19 protein-coding genes and 1 pseudogene are annotated in these 20,975 nt (G+C 39.2%); 13 read left to right on the top strand and 7 right to left on the bottom strand.

Going from position 1 to position 20,975, the window contains the following annotated elements; genetic code table 11:
* The first annotated feature begins 30 nt into the window (after window positions 1-30).
* Both ABID56_RS06645 and ABID56_RS06640 read left to right on the top strand, forming a co-directional pair.
* On the top strand, window positions 31-1,431 hold the full coding sequence (locus tag ABID56_RS06645; RefSeq protein ID WP_354219838.1) for an MDR family MFS transporter: 1,401 nt from the start codon (window positions 31-33) through the stop codon (window positions 1,429-1,431).
* Window positions 1,431-2,096, top strand: a complete 666-nt coding sequence (locus ABID56_RS06640; protein ID WP_354219837.1) for an SOS response-associated peptidase — start codon at window positions 1,431-1,433, stop codon at window positions 2,094-2,096. Before ABID56_RS06645 ends, ABID56_RS06640 begins: the two co-directional genes overlap by 1 nt.
* 214 nt (window positions 2,097-2,310) lie before the next feature.
* On the opposite strand, the gene ABID56_RS06635 is transcribed toward ABID56_RS06640, so the two are convergent.
* From ABID56_RS06635 to ABID56_RS06625, 3 genes are all read right to left on the bottom strand, one after another.
* A complete protein-coding gene (locus ABID56_RS06635; protein ID WP_354219836.1) occupies window positions 2,311-3,666 on the bottom strand; it encodes an alanine/glycine:cation symporter family protein in 1,356 nt (451 codons plus the stop codon).
* Between the two features lie 198 nt (window positions 3,667-3,864).
* Window positions 3,865-4,056 carry a YdiK family protein gene (locus ABID56_RS06630; RefSeq protein ID WP_354219835.1) on the bottom strand — a complete coding sequence of 64 codons (192 nt, stop codon included), beginning with the start codon at window positions 4,054-4,056 and terminating at the stop codon, window positions 3,865-3,867.
* A gap of 3 nt (window positions 4,057-4,059) precedes the next feature.
* Window positions 4,060-4,770: a CPBP family intramembrane glutamic endopeptidase gene (locus ABID56_RS06625; RefSeq protein ID WP_354219834.1), complete on the bottom strand. Its 711-nt coding sequence runs from the start codon at window positions 4,768-4,770 to the stop codon at window positions 4,060-4,062.
* A gap of 205 nt (window positions 4,771-4,975) precedes the next feature.
* Between ABID56_RS06625 and groES the strand changes: the two genes are divergently transcribed.
* Together groES and groL are read left to right on the top strand one after the other, a co-directional pair.
* Window positions 4,976-5,260, top strand: coding sequence for a co-chaperone GroES (gene groES, locus ABID56_RS06620; RefSeq protein WP_354219833.1), 285 nt, complete (start codon window positions 4,976-4,978; stop codon window positions 5,258-5,260).
* Window positions 5,261-5,302: 42 nt separating this feature from the next.
* Window positions 5,303-6,937: a chaperonin GroEL gene (gene groL / locus ABID56_RS06615; protein ID WP_354219832.1), complete on the top strand. Its 1,635-nt coding sequence runs from the start codon at window positions 5,303-5,305 to the stop codon at window positions 6,935-6,937.
* A 78-nt stretch (window positions 6,938-7,015) separates the two neighbouring features.
* On the opposite strand, the gene ABID56_RS06610 is transcribed toward groL, so the two are convergent.
* The gene (locus ABID56_RS06610) at window positions 7,016-8,230 is read right to left on the bottom strand and encodes a site-specific integrase (RefSeq protein ID WP_354219831.1); all 1,215 of its coding nucleotides are present in this window, start codon (window positions 8,228-8,230) and stop codon (window positions 7,016-7,018) included.
* Between the two features lie 120 nt (window positions 8,231-8,350).
* Between ABID56_RS06610 and ABID56_RS06605 the strand changes: the two are divergent.
* From ABID56_RS06605 to ABID56_RS06585, 5 genes and pseudogenes are all read left to right on the top strand, one after another.
* Window positions 8,351-8,524, top strand: a pseudogene (locus ABID56_RS06605) (transposase); the annotation flags it as partial.
* A 130-nt stretch (window positions 8,525-8,654) separates the two neighbouring features.
* Entirely contained in the window at window positions 8,655-9,422 is a 768-nt protein-coding gene (locus ABID56_RS06600) for a GGDEF domain-containing protein (RefSeq protein WP_354219830.1), read from the top strand.
* Window positions 9,419-10,630, top strand: a complete 1,212-nt coding sequence (locus ABID56_RS06595; RefSeq protein ID WP_354219829.1) for a glycosyltransferase family 2 protein — start codon at window positions 9,419-9,421, stop codon at window positions 10,628-10,630. Before ABID56_RS06600 ends, ABID56_RS06595 begins: the two co-directional genes overlap by 4 nt.
* Before the next feature lie 11 nt (window positions 10,631-10,641).
* Entirely contained in the window at window positions 10,642-11,619 is a 978-nt protein-coding gene (locus ABID56_RS06590) for a hypothetical protein (RefSeq protein WP_354219828.1), read from the top strand.
* A 703-nt stretch (window positions 11,620-12,322) separates the two neighbouring features.
* On the top strand, window positions 12,323-12,493 hold the full coding sequence (locus tag ABID56_RS06585) for a hypothetical protein (protein ID WP_354219827.1): 171 nt from the start codon (window positions 12,323-12,325) through the stop codon (window positions 12,491-12,493).
* A 246-nt stretch (window positions 12,494-12,739) separates the two neighbouring features.
* Here the strand turns inward: ABID56_RS06585 and ABID56_RS06580 are convergent, their stop codons facing one another.
* Window positions 12,740-13,213 (bottom strand): hypothetical protein, encoded by a 474-nt coding sequence (locus tag ABID56_RS06580; RefSeq protein WP_354219826.1) that lies wholly within the window; start codon window positions 13,211-13,213, stop codon window positions 12,740-12,742.
* Between the two features lie 511 nt (window positions 13,214-13,724).
* Between ABID56_RS06580 and betA the strand changes: the two genes are divergently transcribed.
* Both betA and betB read left to right on the top strand, forming a co-directional pair.
* Window positions 13,725-15,410, top strand: coding sequence for a choline dehydrogenase (gene betA / locus ABID56_RS06575; RefSeq protein ID WP_354219825.1), 1,686 nt, complete (start codon window positions 13,725-13,727; stop codon window positions 15,408-15,410).
* Window positions 15,411-15,488: 78 nt separating this feature from the next.
* Window positions 15,489-16,961: a betaine-aldehyde dehydrogenase gene (betB, locus tag ABID56_RS06570; protein ID WP_354219824.1), complete on the top strand. Its 1,473-nt coding sequence runs from the start codon at window positions 15,489-15,491 to the stop codon at window positions 16,959-16,961.
* Window positions 16,962-17,013: 52 nt separating this feature from the next.
* Here the strand turns inward: betB and ABID56_RS06565 are convergent, their stop codons facing one another.
* Together ABID56_RS06565 and ABID56_RS06560 are read right to left on the bottom strand one after the other, a co-directional pair.
* Window positions 17,014-17,478, bottom strand: coding sequence for a hypothetical protein (locus tag ABID56_RS06565; RefSeq protein WP_354219823.1), 465 nt, complete (start codon window positions 17,476-17,478; stop codon window positions 17,014-17,016).
* 527 nt (window positions 17,479-18,005) lie between these two features.
* Window positions 18,006-18,167, bottom strand: a complete 162-nt coding sequence (locus ABID56_RS06560) for a hypothetical protein (RefSeq protein ID WP_354219822.1) — start codon at window positions 18,165-18,167, stop codon at window positions 18,006-18,008.
* A 170-nt stretch (window positions 18,168-18,337) separates the two neighbouring features.
* On the opposite strand from ABID56_RS06560, the gene ABID56_RS06555 reads away from it, so the two are divergent.
* Entirely contained in the window at window positions 18,338-19,216 is an 879-nt protein-coding gene (locus tag ABID56_RS06555; protein WP_354219821.1) for a helix-turn-helix domain-containing protein, read from the top strand.
* Between the two features lie 371 nt (window positions 19,217-19,587).
* Entirely contained in the window at window positions 19,588-20,706 is a 1,119-nt protein-coding gene (locus ABID56_RS06550; protein ID WP_435521509.1) for a S8 family peptidase, read from the top strand.
* The last annotated feature ends 269 nt before the right edge of the window (window positions 20,707-20,975 follow it).

The raw sequence follows: 20,975 nt of genomic DNA, 5'->3' as shown, positions 1-20,975 counted from the left end.
TGAGACGAAAAATTAAAGGGGCCAACAACGATGAGTAATGTGTCACATAAATGGTTAGTTGTGTTAGCCGTCTTGTTTGGAACATTTACGGTTATTTTAAATAATAGTATGTTAAATCCGGTGTTGCCGGAGTTTATGCGTATATTCGATTCCGATGCGGTCGGTGTGAGTTGGATATTGACCATTTTTATGATCGCGATGGGAATGACGATGCCACTGACTGGATTTCTAGGTGATCGGTTCGGGCGGAAGAAAGTCTATATTATTGGCGTCTGCTTGTTTATTACCGGATCGATTCTCGGCGCTTTATCGCAATCGCTAGAGATGGTCATTAGTTCTCGTGCGGTACAAGGGGTTGCGGGTGGTTTAATGTTGCCGAATGCGATGGCGCTTATATTCCATGCCTTTCCGAAAAATGAACGCGGGTTCGCGGTCGGGACGTACGGTATTTCAGTCATGATTGCCCCAGCGATCGGTCCGACAATTGGTGGCCTCATTGCTGAAAACTTGAATTGGATTTATTTATTCTTATTTAATATTCCGTTTGCGTTATTAAGTTTATTCTTTTCGACGAAGTATTTAAAAACGACCGAGTCCGATCCATCACTCAAGTTCGATGGCTTAGGATTCTTAATGGTCACACTTGGTGTTGGTCCGGTATTATACGTGCTTGGACAAGGGCGAGAAATTGATGGACTGGTAAATGTCACAAACGTCGCATTACTTGTAGTTGGTATTACGTTTATTGGCTTATTTATTCGCCACGAGTTGAGGCAACAGCAACCTTTATTAGAGTTGCGCGTGTTTAAAATTAAGACGTATCGTTATTCGATATTCGTAACATCTGCCGCGTCGATTGGGTTGTTTTCCACGCTATTTTTAGTCCCATATCTCATTCAAGAAGCGTTTATGCTCGGATTAGTGACGACAGGTTTGATTTTCCTTCCGAGTTCGTTATTAAGCGGCGTGTTTATGAATGTTGGCGGTAAAATTTTAGATAAAAAAGGCCCGAAACTCGTGATTCCGACTGGCTTGATTATTTTGTCGTTATCCAGTTTTGCGTACGGTTTCGTCGAATTGTCGACGGCGATTTGGGTGATTTTCGTCATTCAAGCGATTCACGGAGCAGGCCTTGGCTTTGGGAATATGCCAGCGACCACAGCTGGTATGAATAAGATTCCGGAAAACTTAGTCGCGCAAGGCTCAGCGATGAACAATTTAATCCGCCAATTCTCATCATCGCTCGGGATCGTCTTTTTCTCAGTTTATTACGAGTTAAGGCGCGGTCATATGATGTTACTCGATCATATGTCAACGCAAGAAGCGACCTTACAAGCATTAAATGAAGCCTTTATTGTTGCAGGTGTGATTATTGCGTTTGCGATACCTGCCGCGTATAAAATGAAAGGTGTCGACGAGGAGGAAGCGTAGTGTGTGGACGATTTACGTTAACGGTAGGACCCGATACGGTGAAAAAGTTGTATCAAGCGGACGGTCAGATTGCGTGGGAGCCGAGTTACAATGTTGCCCCGACACAAGATGTGATCGCTGTGGTGAGTGACGGTGAGCAAAATCGCATCGGCCCAATGAGTTGGGGGCTTATTCCGTCCTGGGCTAAGGATGAATCGATGCGACACAACATGATCAACGCCAGACTCGAAACCGCGGAGGAAAAACCTAGTTACAAAAAACTGTTGTCAAAGCGCCGTTGCTTAATCGTTGCGGATAGCTTTTACGAATGGATGACGATTGACGGTGCTAAACAGCCTGTGCGAATTTATTCACCTGATCAAGAGCTGTTTACGTTTGCAGGCCTTTGGGACCGCTGGCAGACTGAAGCGGGGGAAAAAGTGACGTGTACGATTTTAACGAAGGAAGCGAATCGTGACATGGCTGAGATCCATCACCGCATGCCTGTCATGCTTCCAGCTAATAGCGAGCAAGAGTGGATCGATTTCGAAGCGAAAAATCCGACTGATATGAAAGAATGGTTGTATGCGCAGCCAGATTTACCGTTAACGTATGACGTTGTCAGCACATATGTGAACAGTCCGAAGCATAATGATCCAGATTGCATCAAGCCGATTGATCTTTGAATCAAGCGTTTTGAAAAGTGAGTCAAGAGGTTACGAGTTTGATGCAAGCCCATCTCAATGTGATTCAAGCATTTCTATAGTTGAGTCAAGATAAGTGAAAAGTGGATCAAAATAAAAGGCACTGACCGCTGTCAGTGCCTTCTGCTTATTATTTAGGATTGTTCACTTGCTTCTGCTTATTATTTAGGATTGTTCACTTGCTTCTGCTTATTATTTAGGATTGTTCACTTGCTTCTTCTTGTTGTTTCACTTTGATAAACTTACGTGTCTCATTTACAACAACACCAGAGAGGAGGAGTAAGCCGATTAAGTTTGGTACAGCCATAAGCCCGTTCATCACGTCAGCGAATGCCCATACAACATCGAGCTTCACAACAGCTCCGACGAAAATGAGGGCGATAAAGAGAACACGGTAAATGTTCAAGCCTTTATGTTTCGTTAAGTAACCGAAGCATTTCTCACCGTAGTAAGACCAACCGAGAATCGTTGAGAAAGCAAAGAATACGAGACCGAGTGAAACAATCATCGAACCTGTTGGCCCTAAGAAAGCTTCAAAGGATTGTGATGTTAAGCTAGCGCCTTTTTCGCCGCCGATATACATATCAGCCATGACAATCGTAATACCTGTAATCGAACAAACGACAATCGTATCAATAAATACTTGCGTCATGGAAACTAACGCTTGACGGCCAGGGTAGTCAGTACGCGCAGCCGCCGCAGCAATCGGTGCAGAACCGAGACCAGCTTCGTTAGAGAATACCCCACGAGCAACACCCCAACGAATGACGGCACCGAGTGCACCACCAGCAACCGCTTGTCCAGTGAATGCATCTGTGAAAATAAGCGCAACAGCTTCGCCTGCCATACTTAAATTAGAGAATAAAATGATTAATCCACCAATGACATAAAACAAAGCCATAAACGGCACGATATAAGCGGTAACTCGTCCGATACTCTTAATACCACCTAAGATCACGAGACCAGCTAACACCGTTAATACAATACCCGTTACAATAAACGGAACATCAAATGTTGTATCAAGCGCATCTGACACAGAGTTCGACTGTACCATATTCCCGATACCAAAGGCAGCGACCGCACCGAAAAATGCAAACAACACGGCAAGCCATTTCATGTTCAGACCTTTTTCGATATAGTACATCGGACCGCCTGACATATTGCCATTTGGATCTTTCTCACGGTATTTAACAGCCAAAATCGCCTCAGCGTATTTCGTTGCCATACCGAATAGGGCGGAGATCCACATCCATAACACCGCACCAGGACCACCTGCGACAACGGCTGTTGCAACACCGGCGATATTACCGGTACCAATCGTCGCGGCGAGCGCCGTCGTTAACGATTGAAAGTGAGAGATGTCACCCTCTGATTTCTTGTCTTGCTTTTTAGGACTAAATGATAATTTCAATGCGTAAGGTAATGTTTTGAACTGTAAGAAGCCGAGTCGAAACGTGAGGAAAATCCCTGTCCCAACCAATAAGGTGAGCGTCCAAGGACCCCAGACGAAGTCACTAATCGCTTCTAAAAAGCTAATAATTCGCTCTTCCATCGTATTCCTCCCTTATTAATCTATTAACCTTCATAACAATATCATAAAGAAAATTCACAAATTCGACAATACTATTTTGAAAAATTTGATTTATTTCATGGTATAAAAGGTTACTTCAATGTATTCCAATGTGACAAGCATTATGCATCAATGCCATTAAAAAACCGCCATACAATCATGTATGACGGTAAAATTAGTTTATTGTTTTTTCATCGCTTGGTTGACGCCGAATAATCGAATCGCCACGCCGAAATCAATCGCTGCAATAAACGCGAATAAAAGTGTTCCGGCATTCCAAATCGTTTGATCCGCTGTTTCAATCGCTAAATAGACGAACAAGACGCCCATGAATATATAAACCCAAGCTAATATAATTGGTGAAATCTTCATGTCCTATCCTCCAAAGAAAATCATTAATGCATTTTGCATATCTTCTAGTTGTCGTTCTAAGTCGTCAATGTCCACACTTAATTGAATCATCACGACAAATGTATTCATCGCCATATGGGCAATGATCGGGACAATAATGCGCTCTGTTTTGACATAAAGGTACGCAAACGCAAAGCCCATCGCTGTGTACGTTAAGATAAATGTGAAGTCGAAGTGCATCGCGGCGAAAATAAAAGCTGATAGCAGACCAGCTATCACAAAGTTCGTCCGTTTATAAATTTCACCGAATAAAATTTTACGAAACACAATTTCCTCTAAAATCGGTGCGAACACAATCGGTAATAAAATAAACCATACGTTGCTTTCGATAATTTGTATAATATCTTGTGTGTTTTGTGACCCTTGTTCAATACCTAATACATAAATATTAATCACGTTAGCGACAATTTGAGTCCCATATGCCAACACGACACCGATAATGGACCATTTAACAATTTCTCCTGTTCCTAGTCCACTCCGATGATTTAACGACGCCATCTCATGCCGTAATAAACTAATAATCCAAATCGTCGCAATTGACATACTCACAATGGTTGATAAGATCAACACATTTTGTGGGGGAAGGTCCGGTTGATAGACAAACCCTAAAATAAGACTCGGTAATAATTGTGCAGCTAAATATATAATCAGTATTCCCCAATAACGTCTTGGCACGATAATCGATCCTTTCCCGTTTCTGATGTCATGATTTTTCTATCTAAACGTTATTCTATACTAATAAGTTAGAAGAAACAAAAATTTTAATGTTTTTACTTGCAAATTTTTTCGTGATTCATTATTATAATAAGTGGATTTAGCACTCGACTAATTCGAGTGCTAATAAACAGATTCCATCATTAATTTAGAGGAGGTCTTGATCATGTTAAAACCACTAGGAGATCGCGTTATTGTCGAATTAGTTGAGGAGGAGGCGACAACAGCAGGAGGCATTGTCCTACCAGATTCAGCTAAGGAAAAACCACAGGAAGGTAAAGTCGTTGCTGTCGGCACAGGCCGCGTGACAGATAACGGTGAGAAGATTGCGTTAGAAGTTAGCGAAGGCGATCGTATCATCTATTCGAAATTCGCTGGCACAGAAGTCGAGAAAGACGGCAAAGAATACTTAGTTTTACGCGAAAACGACATTTTAGCAGTCGTTCAATAAAGCAAACGATTCAATGTTTAATTATTCAAGGAGGTTATGATCATGGCTAAAGAAATTAAGTTTAGTGAAAACGCACGTAACTCAATGCTTAACGGTGTTGATACATTAGCAAACGCTGTGAAAGTGACATTAGGACCAAAAGGACGTAATGTTGTATTAGATAAACAATTCGGTTCACCACTTATTACAAACGACGGTGTAACAATTGCGAAAGAGATCGAATTAGAAGACCACTTTGAAAACATGGGTGCACAGCTCGTATCAGAGGTAGCATCGAAGACAAACGAAATCGCTGGTGACGGTACGACAACGGCAACGGTTCTTGCCCAAGCAATGATCCGTGAAGGTCTGAAAAACGTGACATCAGGTGCAAACCCAGTGGGCATTCGTCGCGGTATCGAAAAAGCGACTGAACTTGCGACAAATGAACTTGCGAAAATTTCAAACCCAATCGAAGGCCGCGAATCAATTTCACAAGTTGCATCCATTTCAGCAGCGGATGAAGAAGTGGGCTCACTTATTGCTGAAGCGATGGAGCGCGTAGGTAACGACGGTGTTATCACAATCGAAGAATCTAAAGGTTTCAACACAGAACTAGAAGTCGTTGAAGGTATGCAGTTTGACCGTGGTTATGCATCTCCTTACATGGTGACTGATCAAGATAAAATGGAAGCGGAATTAGAAGATCCGTATATCCTTATTACCGATAAGAAGATCCAAAACATTCAAGAAGTGCTACCAGTGCTAGAACAAGTCGTTCAACAAAGTAAGCCAGTACTTATCATTGCAGATGATGTTGAAGGTGAAGCACTTGCAACATTAGTCGTCAACAAACTACGCGGTACATTCAATGCCGTTGCAGTTAAAGCGCCAGGATTCGGTGATCGTCGTAAAGCGATGCTTGAAGACATCGCAACGTTAACAGGCGCTGAAGTCATCACAGAAGACTTAGGTCTAGATCTGAAGAGCGCAACAATCGATCAATTAGGTCGCGCATCTAAAGTTGTGGTGACGAAAGACAACACAACAATCGTCGAAGGCGCTGGTGACAACGACAAACTAGCGGCACGCGTTAACCAATTACGCGCACAATTAGAAGAAACAACATCTGATTTCGATAAAGAAAAACTACAAGAACGCCTAGCAAAACTAGCAGGCGGTGTTGCAGTGATCAAAGTCGGTGCGGCAACCGAAACTGAAATGAAAGAGAAGAAACTACGCATTGAAGACGCCCTTAACTCAACACGCGCAGCCGTTGAAGAAGGCATCGTCGCTGGTGGTGGAACAGCCTTTGTGAACATCTACAGTAAAGTCGCTGATCTTGACTTAGAAGGTGACGAAGCAACAGGCGCAAGCATCGTGCTACGCGCATTAGAAGAACCGGTTCGCCAAATTGCACACAACGCTGGACTTGAAGGCTCAATCGTTGTTGAACGTCTGAAAGGCCAAGACGTTGGCGTTGGATTCAATGCTGCATCAGGCGAATGGATGAACATGGTTGATAACGGCATCGTTGACCCAACGAAAGTAACCCGTTCAGCCCTCCAAAACGCATCATCCGTAGCCGCGATGTTCCTATCAACTGAAGCGGTCGTAGCTGACATTCCAAGCGAAAATGACGGTGGCGGCGCACCAGACATGAGCGGCATGGGTGGCGGCATGCCAGGCATGATGTAATAAAGCAGCTTAATCCCTTGTATGAAAGGGTTTCGAGCAAAATGTAAGCTAGATGCTAACATTTTGCTAACATCTAGATCATTTTTTGAGGCTTCTCATTAATTCACTAAATTTTTGAGAAGCCTCTTTTTTCATATCTCGCGTTACGTGTAAGTATATATTTTTGGTGGTTTGGTCATCAGAGTGACCTAATCTTTCCATAATAATTTCTAGATCAACACCTGCCTCAGCAAGCAATGATGTATGGGTATGTCTTAGAGAATGAGGGGTAAGTATTTCATTTAACCCAGCTAATTTTAATAAGCGCTTCATTCTATTTTCAACTATCTTAATAAGAATAGGATATCCGGGGTGACGTTCCTTTTTGGTAAATATAAAACCTTCATCATTGTAACTTGTACGCTTTTCCATCTTAACTTTATTTTGTATAGCTAAATGTTTTTTGAAGAGATCAGTAACATTTTCATCTACACTAACGATACGTTTTGACCTTTTTGTTTTGGGCGGAACTAGTTGGTATTTGAGAGTGTTATTTTGGGGGTTATAATAAGTTTTTGTGATTTTTAAAGTATGATTATTAAAATCAATATCTTTCCATTTAAGAGCAACTAATTCACCAACACGTATACCAGTATAAGAAAGTGTTTTAAATGTTAGATAATCTTGATCTATCCCCTCATTTTTTGCTGTTTCTAAAAAATGATATAATTCTTCTTTTTCTAAGTAATTTGGTAATTCTGTATCCTCTAAGTCCTGAATTGTTTTTTTGGTTCTTTTTAAGTAAGCAAATTCAGTTGGATCCTTTTTAATTTTTTCCATTTCAATGGCCTTTCTAAAAATCATTCTTCCGGTACGATGAACACCACTTAAAGTGTTATCTGCAAACCCGTTTTCCTTCAAATTATCCAATGCATTTTGATAAATTTTTCTAGAGATATCTTTAAGCTTTAAATTTGAAAGAAAAGGGAGGAGTTTATTAATTTCATGCTGTCTTATTCTAATAGTACCTGGCTTTACAGTATTTGTTTCAGAATATATAGTTAGCCATTCTTGAGAAAAATCCTTAAATAATTCGTCAGATTCTTTTATGAAAGTTCCCACCTGAATATCATTAATTAATGATGCTAAAGCTAATTCTGCTTCTTGTTTAGTTTTAAATCCGCCTTTGGATTTTTGTTTTCTTTTACCAGTTTTAGGATCCGTTCCGATATCAACTACAAATGTATATTTAGCCCCACATGTACACTTTCTTTTTTTGCATGTGCACCCTCTTCTATAAACATGACCTTTCACTTTATTTAACACCTCTTGAGCATCGTTTTTTTATTGCATTTGGACCGGTTACACTTAATTGGACAGTTTCACTAAGGTCATATACACTTGGTTCAAATATAAAAACTGAGGAGAAAACATATGACCAAACGTCAAAGAAGATCGTTTTCAAAGGAATTCAAAGAACAATTAGTACAGCTTTATACGTCAGGAAAGCCTCGTGCTGACATTATTAAAGAATACGAATTAACGTCTTCCACCTTCGATAGGTGGGTCAAGCAATACCGTGATAGCGTGTCTTTTGAAGAAAAAGACAAGAGGAGGGGAACTAACTCTCCTCCGAGGCCCCCCAACTGTTTTACACAAACTTATTGAGGGTACCCTGTATATATGTGTAAATTATAATCTATTAGTTGTGATCTTTTTAATTATGGAGTGATTTTAAATGGAAAGACCTAGTCTTACTTATGGATTAATTATCATTCTGATTCTCTTGATTATGGGACTTTTTAGAATAGAAAGTGATTATCAAACTATCTATCTAATAGCTATTTTGACTACCGGGGGAGTATTTGCGTTCTTAAAAAGATCGATTGCTTTTATCATACTTATTTCTGAAGTAATCATTACTGGATTTTTGTTAACTTATGAAGCTTATCAGGCTAAGTTAACATCTATTGGTCAGCTCCCTCTTGTCTTTAACCATTTAATCTTTGCAGCTATTGTTACTGTTTTATGGATAATCTTTTTCTTATTGAAGAGAGATTCTCTTCGATTATCACAAATGAGGGAGAAAATATCTAAACTTGAGAGGTTGGAAGAGCAAATAAATGTTTTTACAAAGAATGAGTTTATGGAAAAAGCAAAAGTGATTTGGACTGGTTTAAAGAGAAGAAATGAGCGTGGTAGGGTTATATTTATTTCTATCAATCCTTCCTTTCAGCATACAGAAAAAGCACTTGTGAAAACGATTGGTAATACTCTTATGACAACAGTTCGAGGGAATTTTGATTTAGTAGGCAGGTATGATGCGAATACATTCATTGTCTTGTTGCAAAACACGGATGAACAAGGAAAAGAGATTGTGCTAACTAGGTTCAAGAAGCTACTTGAAGATTACGTAGATTCTTCGGATCAAATATTCACTGTATTTGACGAAGAACTAACTGATGAATTTTTTGAGAATGAATTATATAGTGGTGAAGCCCAATGACTTATGTATTAGTTGCTATTATGATCTTTTTTTGGATAATGCTTATCTTTTATTCCGTTTTGACCATAGCTGGAGCAATTGATCGAAGTAAACAAAAGGAAGTGGAAATTGAAGATTATCCACCTGTTGATGTTTTAATACCAGCACATAATGAAGGAGTAGTTATAAGAAGTACTTTAGAAGCTATGGCGTCTCTTGAATACCCTGGACATTTGAATGTATATGTACTTAATGATAATTCAGAAGATGAAACGGGAATCATAGCTGAAGAGTTTGCCCATGTATATAGAAGTATCCATCATATTAATGTACCTCCAGGCAAGCCTAAAGGAAAATCAAGAGTGTTAAATTATGGTCTATCTATATCAGACAGTCCTTATTTCATTATTTTCGATGCAGATAACCAGCCAGAACCAGAAGCAGTGAAATTGCTGGTAAGTAAAGCTGAAACAACCGAGAACGCTGCGGGAGCAGTCGGTTATGTTAAAACCCTGAATATGAATAAGAACTGGTTGACTAGAATGATTGGGCTTGAATTTCAGGTGCACCAACTTATGATGCAAAGTGGTAGATGGTTACTTTTCCGAACAGGATCGCTAACAGGTACGAATATGTTGTTGAGACGGGAAGTCATTACAGAGCTAGGTGGATATGACCCTTATGCTTTAGCTGAAGATGCCGAGCTCACCATGCGTATTTCATCGGCAGGTTTAGTTTTACCAATTGTTGCTCAAGCGCGTACGTGGGAACAAGAACCTGAAACGCTGAAAACCTTAGTGAAACAGCGAACCCGGTGGTTTCAAGGGAATATTTATTTGCTTGAAAAGGCATTATTCAATAAAAGCTCTTGGCAGAAGAAAACTGTCGTGCATACCCTTCACCACCTATCGGTTTATTTATTTTTCGTTATACTATTGAGTATATCGCATGTATGGTTTGTCATAGGAATCTTCGGACTCAGATCAGATTTTATTGAGAGCCCGTTAATTATGTTCTGGTATATGAGTTATGTTGTCTATACTATCCAGCACGCAAGTGCGATGGTATTTGATAAAACGGTTAGTATTTATAATAGCTTTATATCGGTTATAATGTACTTTACCTACTCTCAAGTGTTTCTCATTCTATTGATTCGTAGTCTGTTTTATTATATTAAAAATAGACGGGGAAAGAATCAAGTGGAATGGGATAAGACTATTAGGTTTTAAAGGGGTCATATATGCGGAAAATTATAGGGATTTTCATTAGTTTAGCTTTTGTAGGGGGAGCTTTTTTCATGCTTAATCAGGAAGAGCCATCCACAAAAAAGTTCATAGAGAATAATTTTATTAATCAAGATGAGAAAATCAAAACGTATATAAAAGAGAAAGAATTTTTAACGGAGAGTATTGGATTTTATATGCAGTTTTTACTACAGACAAATCAGGAAAAAGCTTTTCAGCAGCAAACTAGAATTGTTCAGGAAATCTCCCAAGGCGGCTTTGTTCCATGGAGGAGCCAAGATGCTCATTCCAATGCCTCTGTTGATGATCTCCGAATTATGAAATCGTTATACGAGGGAGCAAATAAGTGGGATGGCAAGTATGAAACTACTGCTAATGAAATTAAATCTTTTCTCAAAGAACATCAAATGAAAGATAATTTGATTGTCGATTTCTACGATATGAATTCTGAGAAAGCTTCTGAAGAAGTTCATTTATCCTATATAGATGCTGAAGCGCTCGACTATTTTGACCCTCCAATAAAAGAAGCACATGAAAAGTTATTAAGAAAAGTGAAGGACGAAGTGTATTTCCCTGAAGTCTACCAAGTCGATTCAGAAAAATTTAAGTATCAATCAGAAGTGAATATGATAGATCAAAGCCTGATAGCTTTGAATAGTAGTCTTCTTGGTTTTCAACCAGACAGTTTTTTTGCATTCGTTGAAGAAGAAATGAGGGAGACAGGACGGATATATGGAAGGTATGATAGAAGTACAAGGGAACCCACTGTAACCTACGAGTCTCCTTCTGTTTATGCGTTTTTAACAATGACGTATATTGAAAATGAAAATCTAAATGATGCACGGACTTTTTATGAAAGAATGAAAGAGCTCCAAACTGATGATGGAGGCTACAAGAGTAGTGATGACAATGCTCACTTTTTCGATAATATCCTTCCGGCAATTGCTGAAGAAAGATTTCTGAATTATAGCTAAGGTGTTATGACTCCTTGCTTTCTTGGTAGAAAGCAACTCCGTTTATGTTTCTAAAACACCCCGAATGTTCTTAAAATGTTCCTGTTTTTTCACCCATTTAGGAACATCGAAATCCCATCACACCAAAGGCTTCGAGAGACATGTTCCTATGTTCCTATTTCTACAAAGAACTAGATATAAAAAACTTCTCGCGAAAATCAGGAACGTAGGAACATGTTTTGAATTCGAGGTATTATTAGAGGCAAACCTTGATATTTTATTAGGTTTCTACCGAGATTAGAGCTTTGCATAAAATTTTCATCTGGAGAAGAGAGGATGAAATAAAATGAGCAAATTATATATCACTGTTAACGCTAGAGATATCTTTTTGGAAGTTTCGTCTTCGCGGGAAGCGAAGCAAGCGTATATGGAAATCAAAAAGGTTTTTCCAGAGGCTTAGTCTCACTTTTATCGGAGCTAGCGATACATCCTCCTTGCAACGATCTTATCGTTATGTCTATAAGTCCCGAATAACGAAGACGGTTCCTCAATTCGTGGAAATGCTTAACGATCCTCCGCACCCTGAAATATAAAATTCTAATTGTAATGTCAAAATACATTGGCGTTGAATCGTTTCCTCGATTGTAAAATTAAGCGAGACACTATAAAAGGACATGTCATGATATACTCAACCCATAACTACCAAAGTTAAGGATGTAACATGATGGCACAGTTATCATTACTAAATACAGCTGAGATGTGTTATTTTACGCAACATCAAAAATATATCAATGGGGTTTTAAAAACGAAAGCGGAATTAAGCAGCTTATTTGAAGCGGAAGGTAAAGACACCAACCAATGGAAAGATAGCATTCATACGAAATATATAGCGTGAATATTTAAAGCCGAACTTTTGAAGATTGGGATGGTTTAAAAGCAAAAGGGGACGCATGTAAGCGCCCCCTCCTTAATTAAATTAAAATAATCTTTCTATTCCTTGTGTTACTATCTCATATACAAATATGGTCACAGCAATGGTAGATCCTAAAAAGAAATAGAACTTTTTTTTGCTCATTGTAATTTTGTTGTTATTGCTTGACTCTTTGATCTTTGACATTACTAAACCACCTTTTTGATTAAATTACCACCAACAAGTGGTAAAATGCTGAGCACCGTCGGCGACAGTACCACCAATTGCTCCAACACCGGCCCCAGGACCTGCTCCAACACCGCCGACAGCTGCGCCACCAACTGCACCGGTAGCACCACCAGCAACAGCACCGCCGACAAGACTCTTACCAAAGTTTGACCAAGAGCACCCGCTTGCTGCCATAACCATTCCATTTGAATCTCCATTAGTTATTGAATTACCGGTAATACCAAAATCATCAGCGATTAGTTCACCTTCTAAAATTCGCTCATTATTCATGTACATACCGTATACAAAAAAATTGTATAGCTCTTCACCGTAAATTTCTTTTACTACAGGATCTAATTCTAATAAACCTTCTTCATCGTTTGTTTCTGCAACTGAAGAAATTCCTGTTGATAAAACTAAAGTCGCCAGGATATAAAATATTATAGATTTTGGGTTATTGGCAAAATAGTTATTCATATCTATTAGACTCAACAAACCTAAAGGCTGCTTTTTTAATATCTTTATGCGCAGATAAGCAGGTAATCAAACAATGTCGTTCCCCCTATGTTTCGGCTGTTTGGTTAGCTGCTTTTCTATATATATCAAACCAATTTAAAGGAGAGGATTGTATGTCAGCTATTGCTGAAAAACCAAAGCAACAGAATATGTTGCAAGGGCCTTGTATAGTCGATTTCGGGCGATTATAGGGCATGAATAAATTCGATAGAATCAAATGTCCTTACCTGTTTTGATCACCTATAATGTTGTGAGAATTTTTAGTTTCTTCTAGTACTCTAGTTTAACTAGTTTACAACCTCATAATAGTGTGTTACATTAAAGTTGTTAAATTCGTTAAAAAATAATTTAATAAAATTAATGCGACAATGAATGACTTATTTTTTTTATGCAAACAACCCCCTTTTTAAACATATAAAAGTCATTCGTTGTTGCCCTAATGTTAGTTCAAATAATCGAGGAGGTTTTTCATATGGCAGAACGATATGATTACGTTGTAGTTGGAGCTGGTAGTGCGGGCTCGATTATGGCAAACCGTCTGAGTGAAGATGGCAAAAAGAGTGTTTTAGTATTAGAAGCAGGTCGTAGTGACTATGCGTGGGATTTATTAATTCAAATGCCGGCTGCGTTACCATTCCCGGCTGGTAAAAGTCTATATGATTGGAAATATGAATCAGATCCAGAACCTTACATGGGTGGTCGTCGTATTTCGCACGCTCGTGGTAAAGTATTAGGTGGATCAAGTTCGATCAATGGTATGATTTATCAACGTGGTAACCCAATGGACTATGAGCGTTGGGGTTCTGATGAAGGCATGGACGATTGGGATTATGCTCATTGCCTTCCATACTTCAAACGTTTAGAAAATACAGTTGCAGCAGATAAAGATGATCCGTATCGTGGCCATGATGGTCCGTTCACCTTAACGCGCGGCCCGGCGAAAAATCCGTTGTTTAAAGCATTTTTCGATTCAGCGGTTGAAGCGGGTTATAACCGGACGCCAGACGTTAATGGTTACCGTCAGGAAGGGTTCGGTCCGTTTGATAAACACGTGAGTAATGGTCGTCGTATGTCAGCGTCACGTGCGTATTTACGTCCAGCGATGAAGCGGAAAAACTTAACCGTTAAAACACGTGCATTCGTACAACACATTGATTTCAGTGGTCGTCGTGCGCAAGGGTTAACGTATAAGCGAAACGGGAAAACGCATTATGTGGAAGCAGGCGAAGTGATTCTATCAGGTGGTGCGATCAATACACCGCAATTACTTCAATTATCAGGTGTCGGTGATGCAGAGCATTTACGTTCAGTTGGTGTTGATCCAGTTGTTCACTTACCAGGTGTCGGTGAAAACTTACAAGACCACTTAGAAGCGTATATTCAATACGAATGCCCAGAGCCTGTTTCAGAACAGCCGAACTTAAACAAAGCGAAAATGCCTTGGATTGGCTTGCAGTGGATTTTCGGCCGTAAAGGACCAGCTGCGACAAACCATTTTGAAGGTGGCGGCTTTATTCGTTCGAACGAAGAAGTGGATTATCCGAACTTGATGTATCATTTCTTACCACTTGCGGTCCGTTATGATGGTCAAAAAGCAGATGCCGATCACGGTTTCCAAGTTCACGTTGGTCCGATGTACTCGGATGCGCGCGGTTCACTTAAGATCCGTTCTAAAGATCCAAAGCAGCATCCAAGCATGGTGTATAATTACCTATCAACAGAGCAAGATCGTCGTGAGTGGATTGAAGCAGTCCGTATTACGCGTAAAATTATGTCGCAACCAGCGATGTCAAAATATAATGGTGGCGAGATTTCACCAGGACCAGATGTACAAACGGATGATGAGATTTTAGACTGGGTCGCAAAAGATGCGGAAACAGCTCTTCACCCATCATGTACAGCGAAAATGGGGCCTGAATCAGATCCGATGGCCGTTGTTGATCCGAAGACGATGAAAGTTCATGGCTTAGACAATCTACGTGTCGTGGACGCATCAGCTATGCCATACGTTACGAATGGTAATATTCATGCGCCCGTGTTAATGTTAGCTGAGAAAGCAGCTGACTTAATTCGTGGTAAGAAGCCGTTAGAAGCTGAGGATCTACCATTTTATCGTCACGGTGTCGATCCGAAAGATGCGGGGGCAGTTGAAGCTTAAAATCTAGACAAGACGCTGTTCATGGATTGGCAGCGTCTTGATGTGATATTAAACCTTAACCGATAGGAGTGGATCATAATGACTTTAAAACAGAAACAATATATTAATGGGGAATGGGTCGACGCGAAGTCTGGCAACACGCGTGACATCATTAACCCGTATAACCAAGAAGTCGTCGCAACCGTTCCAGAAGGCGATGAAACTGATGCACAGGCAGCAATCGCAGCAGCACGTGAAGCATTCGACCAAGGTGATTGGGCGACAATGCCAGCGACAGAACGCGGCAAAATCGTGCGCAAAATTGCTGACTTCATCGAACGTGACCGTGAAGAATTGGCACGCTTAGAATCATTAGACACAGGTAAAACGGTAGAGGAAAGCCGTGGCGACATGGATGATATCGCTGGTGTTTTCCATTATTACGCAGAAATCGCAGATAAAAATGGTGGCGAAATTATTGAATCACCACTACCAAACTCGATTAGTAAAGTCGTTCACGAACCAGTCGGCGTTTGTGGTCAAATTACACCGTGGAATTACCCACTACTTCAAGCGTCATGGAAATTAGCGCCAGCTCTAGTGGCGGGTAATACACTGATCATGAAGCCGAGTGAAATCACACCACTGACGACCATTAAGACATTTGAATTAATGGAAGAAGCGGGTGTACCGAAAGGTGTCGCTAACCTTATCCTTGGCGCTGGTCATGATGCGGGTGCTGAGCTATCAACGAATCACGATGTCGACTTGATTTCATTTACAGGCGGTATTGTGACAGGTAAGAAGATTATGCAAGCGGCGAGCACGAATGCGAAGAACTTAGCGCTTGAACTAGGCGGGAAAAATCCGAATGTGATTTTTGCAGATGCTGACTTTGAACTAGCGGTTGATCAAGCATTAAACGGTGTCTTTTTCCACGCGGGTCAAATTTGTTCAGCAGGTACGCGTCTAATTGTCGAAGAAAGCATTCATGACGAACTAGTCGAAGCCCTTGTTGAACGGGTGAAGCGATTCAAAATCGGAAGCGGATTTGACGAAGGTACACAAATGGGACCACTCATCTCGGCAGAACATCTCGCAAAAGTCGAGAAATACGTTGAGACAGGCATTAAAGAAGGCGCAACATTAGCTGTTGGTGGTAGTCGTCCAGACGATCCCGAATTACAAGACGGCTTCTTCTACTTGCCGACGATTTTCACGGACTGCACAACAGATATGGAAATCGTTCAAGAAGAAGCATTCGGTCCGATTATTACTGTCGAGAAATTCACACGTGAAGAAGAGGCCGTGCAACTCGCGAATGATTCGATTTACGGCCTGGCTGGTGGCGTATTCACTAATGATGTCGCTAAAGCTGAACGCTGCGCTGCGAAAATGCGCATGGGTACCGTTTGGATTAATGAATTCAACGTTTACTTCCCACACGCACCATGGGGTGGCTATAAACAATCAGGTATTGGTCGTGAACTAGGTAAGCTCGGTTTAGAAGAATATACTGAAACAAAACACATCCTCCAAAATACGAAACCAGAACCACTTAATTGGTTCTAAAATGCAGCCCCTCTCACTTGTTCATCTTTGAATAGAGTGAAAGGGGTTTTTGTTATTCTCTTATAAATTCATACTCATTTTCCATAGCTAAATTTATATTCATATAAAATTTTTGAAAATGGCTTACTTCATTATCATCTGGCGGTTGAAAATCAAGATTATTAATTTCTGCAGAATACTTACTAAAGTCTTTTTTACTTTCTTCTAAGTTAAAACCAATTTCTAAGTGTTCATTGTTGTTTTCAAAACGAATTGTAAATTCTTTATCATCACGATCCAATTCATATGTGCCTTTTCCAAGTTGAGTACTTGTGAATTCATTTTCATTCAAAAATTCTAATGTCAGAAAAGTTTTATACCAATCATCATCAATCTCTTCTCTAGATACATCTGGTGGAATCAGACTTATTGCTTTGTGACTAATCGCAAACATTTTTCCAGATAAATCATTTTTACCATCACAAGCTGGTAAAATAAACAAAGTCAAGATTGTTAGAAATATTAATCCTTTTTTCATAACGAATCCCTCCTTTCTTAATAGATATTACTTTGACCGAATTTCAATGTACCACTGAATGTAGTGTTAGTTACGCCAATCCTAAGAGTAAAACCGATTAAAGTCAAATAATTCAAAAATTAACTATATTTATTTTTAGTATCCACAAACCCAGTCCATGCAACATAATCACGGCTTAATTGTACTTAGATTTGCACATTGATTTTCAATTTAATGAAACTCAAGTGATTCGACATGAGTTGATTAATAGGGGATTTTTAAGTATGATGATGTTAATTGTATTGAAGGTTCCATGTATAACTCGAAAATGTCCATCCTCAAGGTTTTACTTCATAAGTATTAAAGAGTCCGCTTAATATTAAACCATCATTGTCCCTAATCTGCATTGTTACAAAATTAGAAAAAAAGTACAGAACCATGTTTACGATTTCACATGATTCTGTACATCATAACAAAATGAATCAACTGGTAAATTCATAAGTGTTTCCTGTTATTCGGTACTAAAAATTTGTAACTATAACTTCATGTTAATCAATAGTACCTAAATCATCTTCAATTTCTCCGCTGGTCGTAACGTAGTTGTTATCCAGGCTTGTCGAATCACTAGCTGACAAATCATCAGCAGAGTACGTTGAAGTAAATGAAACGATTAATGAAAGACTGAATAAGAGATAAAAAACTTTTTTCATGGTAAACCCTCCTTGTCATATATAAATAAATTATATAACATTATAAAAATATCAGTATTAACTAAATATAAGCAATAGTCAAATAATTCAGGGTATTTAATACGATTATCTAGCGCAGACATCACAAAATATAAAAATAGTTATATTTTAATGCTGAGGAGGAAGCATGGATGGACGAACAATGGATCGGGGAAAAGATAAAGGATCTAAGAAACTATTATGGCCTATCAAAAAAGGAATTGTCAGATGGAATCTGTACACAGGCTTATATTAGCCAAGTTGAATCAGGCAACAAAAATGTAGCTTCACATATTTTATATCAATTAGCAGAGCGATTCGGAGTGGATGTGGATTATATTTTGTTTGCATCTAATAATGAGAGATTTGATTATATAATGGAAGTTGAACGGCAAGCTAGGGCGCTAGTTGAAACTAAAGATTTTCATTCACTTATGAATTTAGTTAAAGCGGAAGAAAATAGCCCTTTGATGGAGGTGGCACATTTTCATCAATTCTTACTCTGGCATAAAGCGATTGCAATTCGTTACGTTGAAAATAATCTTGACCAAGCCTTATCAGTGCTACAAGATGCGTTGAAATTAGCCAAAACGACTAATAAAACAGCTTCTGAAAGAGAAGTGCATATATTATCTAATATCGGTAATATATATGCTGAAAAAGAAGAGTATTTATTGGCAATCGATTTTTATGAAACAGCTTTAAAGAATTTAAGGCTGATTCCATTGTATGAAACTAAGTTAGAGACTGGTTTATTATATAATTTGGGCAGAGTCTACTTTATACAAAATAAGATTAATAAAAGTTTAGCATGTTGTGATGAAGCTATTCGATTGTGCAAGAGACATTTCACTTTTCATGGATTAGGTGAGTCTTATTTTATTCAGGGGCATTGCTATAAAACATTGGATGATCTTGAGGCAGCGCGAACGTGTTTCATGAATGCTAGAAGTTTGTTCAGTGTAATTGATCATGAGAAGTTTGTGGAAAAAGTAGATAATCAATTGAATAAATTAGAAGATTGCGAGTAATTTCGACATAACTTAACAAAAATAGACAAAAATTATTACTATTTTTATAATTATTTAGTTTATGAAAGTAATGAGTAGTATTTCAGATATAATCGAGTGACATGATGCGTGAGTCCAAACGCATCATTTTTTTGTCTGTGATAGTGTGACTATAACGCTCATTAACTTCTTCATAACTCGTTGCTGATCAATCTGAATCTAAACTAGCAAGTGATCAATCAACCAACCAAACGTAGTCTACTATTTTGTAATTGAAAAAGCAAGCCATCGAATAATCTAGTTAAACATGCAGATGTTGTGTTGAAGTTAGTGGTGCGAATCAAAGTTATGATGTAAAAGTCATAACAAAAATTTGGAAAGGGGACATGATTGTGAAAAAGTTAATTGTTGTCGTGAGTATGCTGGTATTATTTTTAGTGCCGATGCATACGGTGTTCGCTGAAGAAGGTAATGGCCAAAGCACTGACGAATACTTGGTGCAGTTTGATGGTCCAGCTAAGAAAGGTTTGCTTAATGCTTTCGGTGTCGAGGGTGATAAGGTCTTACATGAATTTGATTTGTTACCCGTCTATCATTTGGAACTGACTGAAGAACAAGCTAATGGATTAAGTAATCATCCCCAGATTAAATTTGTTGAAGAAAATGCAGAAGCAGAAGCATATGCTCAAGATACACCTTGGGGAGTACCTCGTGTAGAAGGTGATACATCACAAAACAATGGTTACACCGGAGCAGGTGTTGATGTTGCGGTTCTAGATACTGGAATCGATCGGTCACATGAGGATCTAAATGTATCAAGTGGTCACTCAGTGTTTGGTGATTCACCTTATGCTGATGGACAAGGACACGGCACTCATGTTGCAGGCACGATTGGTGCGAACGATAACAATACAGGTGTTGTTGGCGTTGCTCCTGATGCGTCGTTACACGCTGTTAAGGTGTTAGATGACGATGGTAGTGGCTCATATGCTGGGATTGCAGAGGGCATTGAGTGGGCTATTCAAAATGATATGGACGTTATTAATATGAGTTTAGGTGGCTCTTCAAGCTCATCAATTCTAAAACAATATTCAGACATGGCTTACTCTGAAGGTATATTAGTTGTAGCTGCAGCTGGTAATAGTGGTAACGCATGGGGCTGGGGTGACACAGTTGGTTACCCAGCAAAATATGACTCGGTTATTGCAGTAGCAGCGGTTGACCAGAATAATAACCGTGCAAGCTTCTCAAGTCATGGTCCAGACGTTGAATTAGCGGCGCCTGGTGTTAGCGTGCAAAGTACTGTACCAGGTAATGGTTATGATTCATTAGATGGTACATCAATGGCTTCACCACATGTTGCTGGTGTTGCAGCACAAGTTTGGGAAGCAAAACCCAATCTTACAAATGATGAATTACGCTCGTTACTACAAACAACAGCAAACGATTTAGGTAACCCAGATTACTATGGTAATGGTTTAGTTCAATCATACGACGCGATCAGTCAGTAATAGGTTGATAGATTGAGATATTAATTATATTAAACATTCAATAAAAAGCTTGCTGGGGCAGTAGAGCTCGGAAAGTAGGAGTTAGGAATTTAAATTTCTAACTCCTATTTTTATGGTAATTCGAATTTCGTAGATTACTAAGACGTTGGAATGTTGTATTAGTTTTAATTTTGAAAATTTTTGATGATGAGGGGGCTGCATTTTTGGTTTTTTATGGTAATATGGAATCAAATTACTATTCTGCGTTTAGCGTCATAATGAGTTTCGAT

The organism is Alkalibacillus flavidus, assembly GCF_040545925.1.
Taxonomy (GTDB): domain Bacteria; phylum Bacillota; class Bacilli; order Bacillales; family Alkalibacillaceae; genus Alkalibacillus; species Alkalibacillus flavidus.
This window is presented reverse-complemented; position numbering and strand designations above follow the sequence as displayed.

Coding starts and splice junctions, on each gene's coding strand:
- groES (WP_354219833.1), top strand. CDS start 4,976: ATGTTAAAACCACTAGGAGATCGCGTTATTGTCGAATTAGTTGAGGAG.
- ABID56_RS06590 (WP_354219828.1), top strand. CDS start 10,642: ATGCGGAAAATTATAGGGATTTTCATTAGTTTAGCTTTTGTAGGGGGA.
- ABID56_RS06565 (WP_354219823.1), bottom strand. CDS start 17,478: ATGAAAAAAGGATTAATATTTCTAACAATCTTGACTTTGTTTATTTTA.
- ABID56_RS06635 (WP_354219836.1), bottom strand. CDS start 3,666: ATGGAAGAGCGAATTATTAGCTTTTTAGAAGCGATTAGTGACTTCGTC.
- groL (WP_354219832.1), top strand. CDS start 5,303: ATGGCTAAAGAAATTAAGTTTAGTGAAAACGCACGTAACTCAATGCTT.
- betA (WP_354219825.1), top strand. CDS start 13,725: ATGGCAGAACGATATGATTACGTTGTAGTTGGAGCTGGTAGTGCGGGC.
- ABID56_RS06595 (WP_354219829.1), top strand. CDS start 9,419: ATGACTTATGTATTAGTTGCTATTATGATCTTTTTTTGGATAATGCTT.
- ABID56_RS06560 (WP_354219822.1), bottom strand. CDS start 18,167: ATGAAAAAAGTTTTTTATCTCTTATTCAGTCTTTCATTAATCGTTTCA.
- ABID56_RS06600 (WP_354219830.1), top strand. CDS start 8,655: ATGGAAAGACCTAGTCTTACTTATGGATTAATTATCATTCTGATTCTC.
- ABID56_RS06585 (WP_354219827.1), top strand. CDS start 12,323: ATGGCACAGTTATCATTACTAAATACAGCTGAGATGTGTTATTTTACG.
- betB (WP_354219824.1), top strand. CDS start 15,489: ATGACTTTAAAACAGAAACAATATATTAATGGGGAATGGGTCGACGCG.
- ABID56_RS06630 (WP_354219835.1), bottom strand. CDS start 4,056: ATGAAGATTTCACCAATTATATTAGCTTGGGTTTATATATTCATGGGC.
- ABID56_RS06645 (WP_354219838.1), top strand. CDS start 31: ATGAGTAATGTGTCACATAAATGGTTAGTTGTGTTAGCCGTCTTGTTT.
- ABID56_RS06555 (WP_354219821.1), top strand. CDS start 18,338: ATGGACGAACAATGGATCGGGGAAAAGATAAAGGATCTAAGAAACTAT.
- ABID56_RS06580 (WP_354219826.1), bottom strand. CDS start 13,213: ATGAATAACTATTTTGCCAATAACCCAAAATCTATAATATTTTATATC.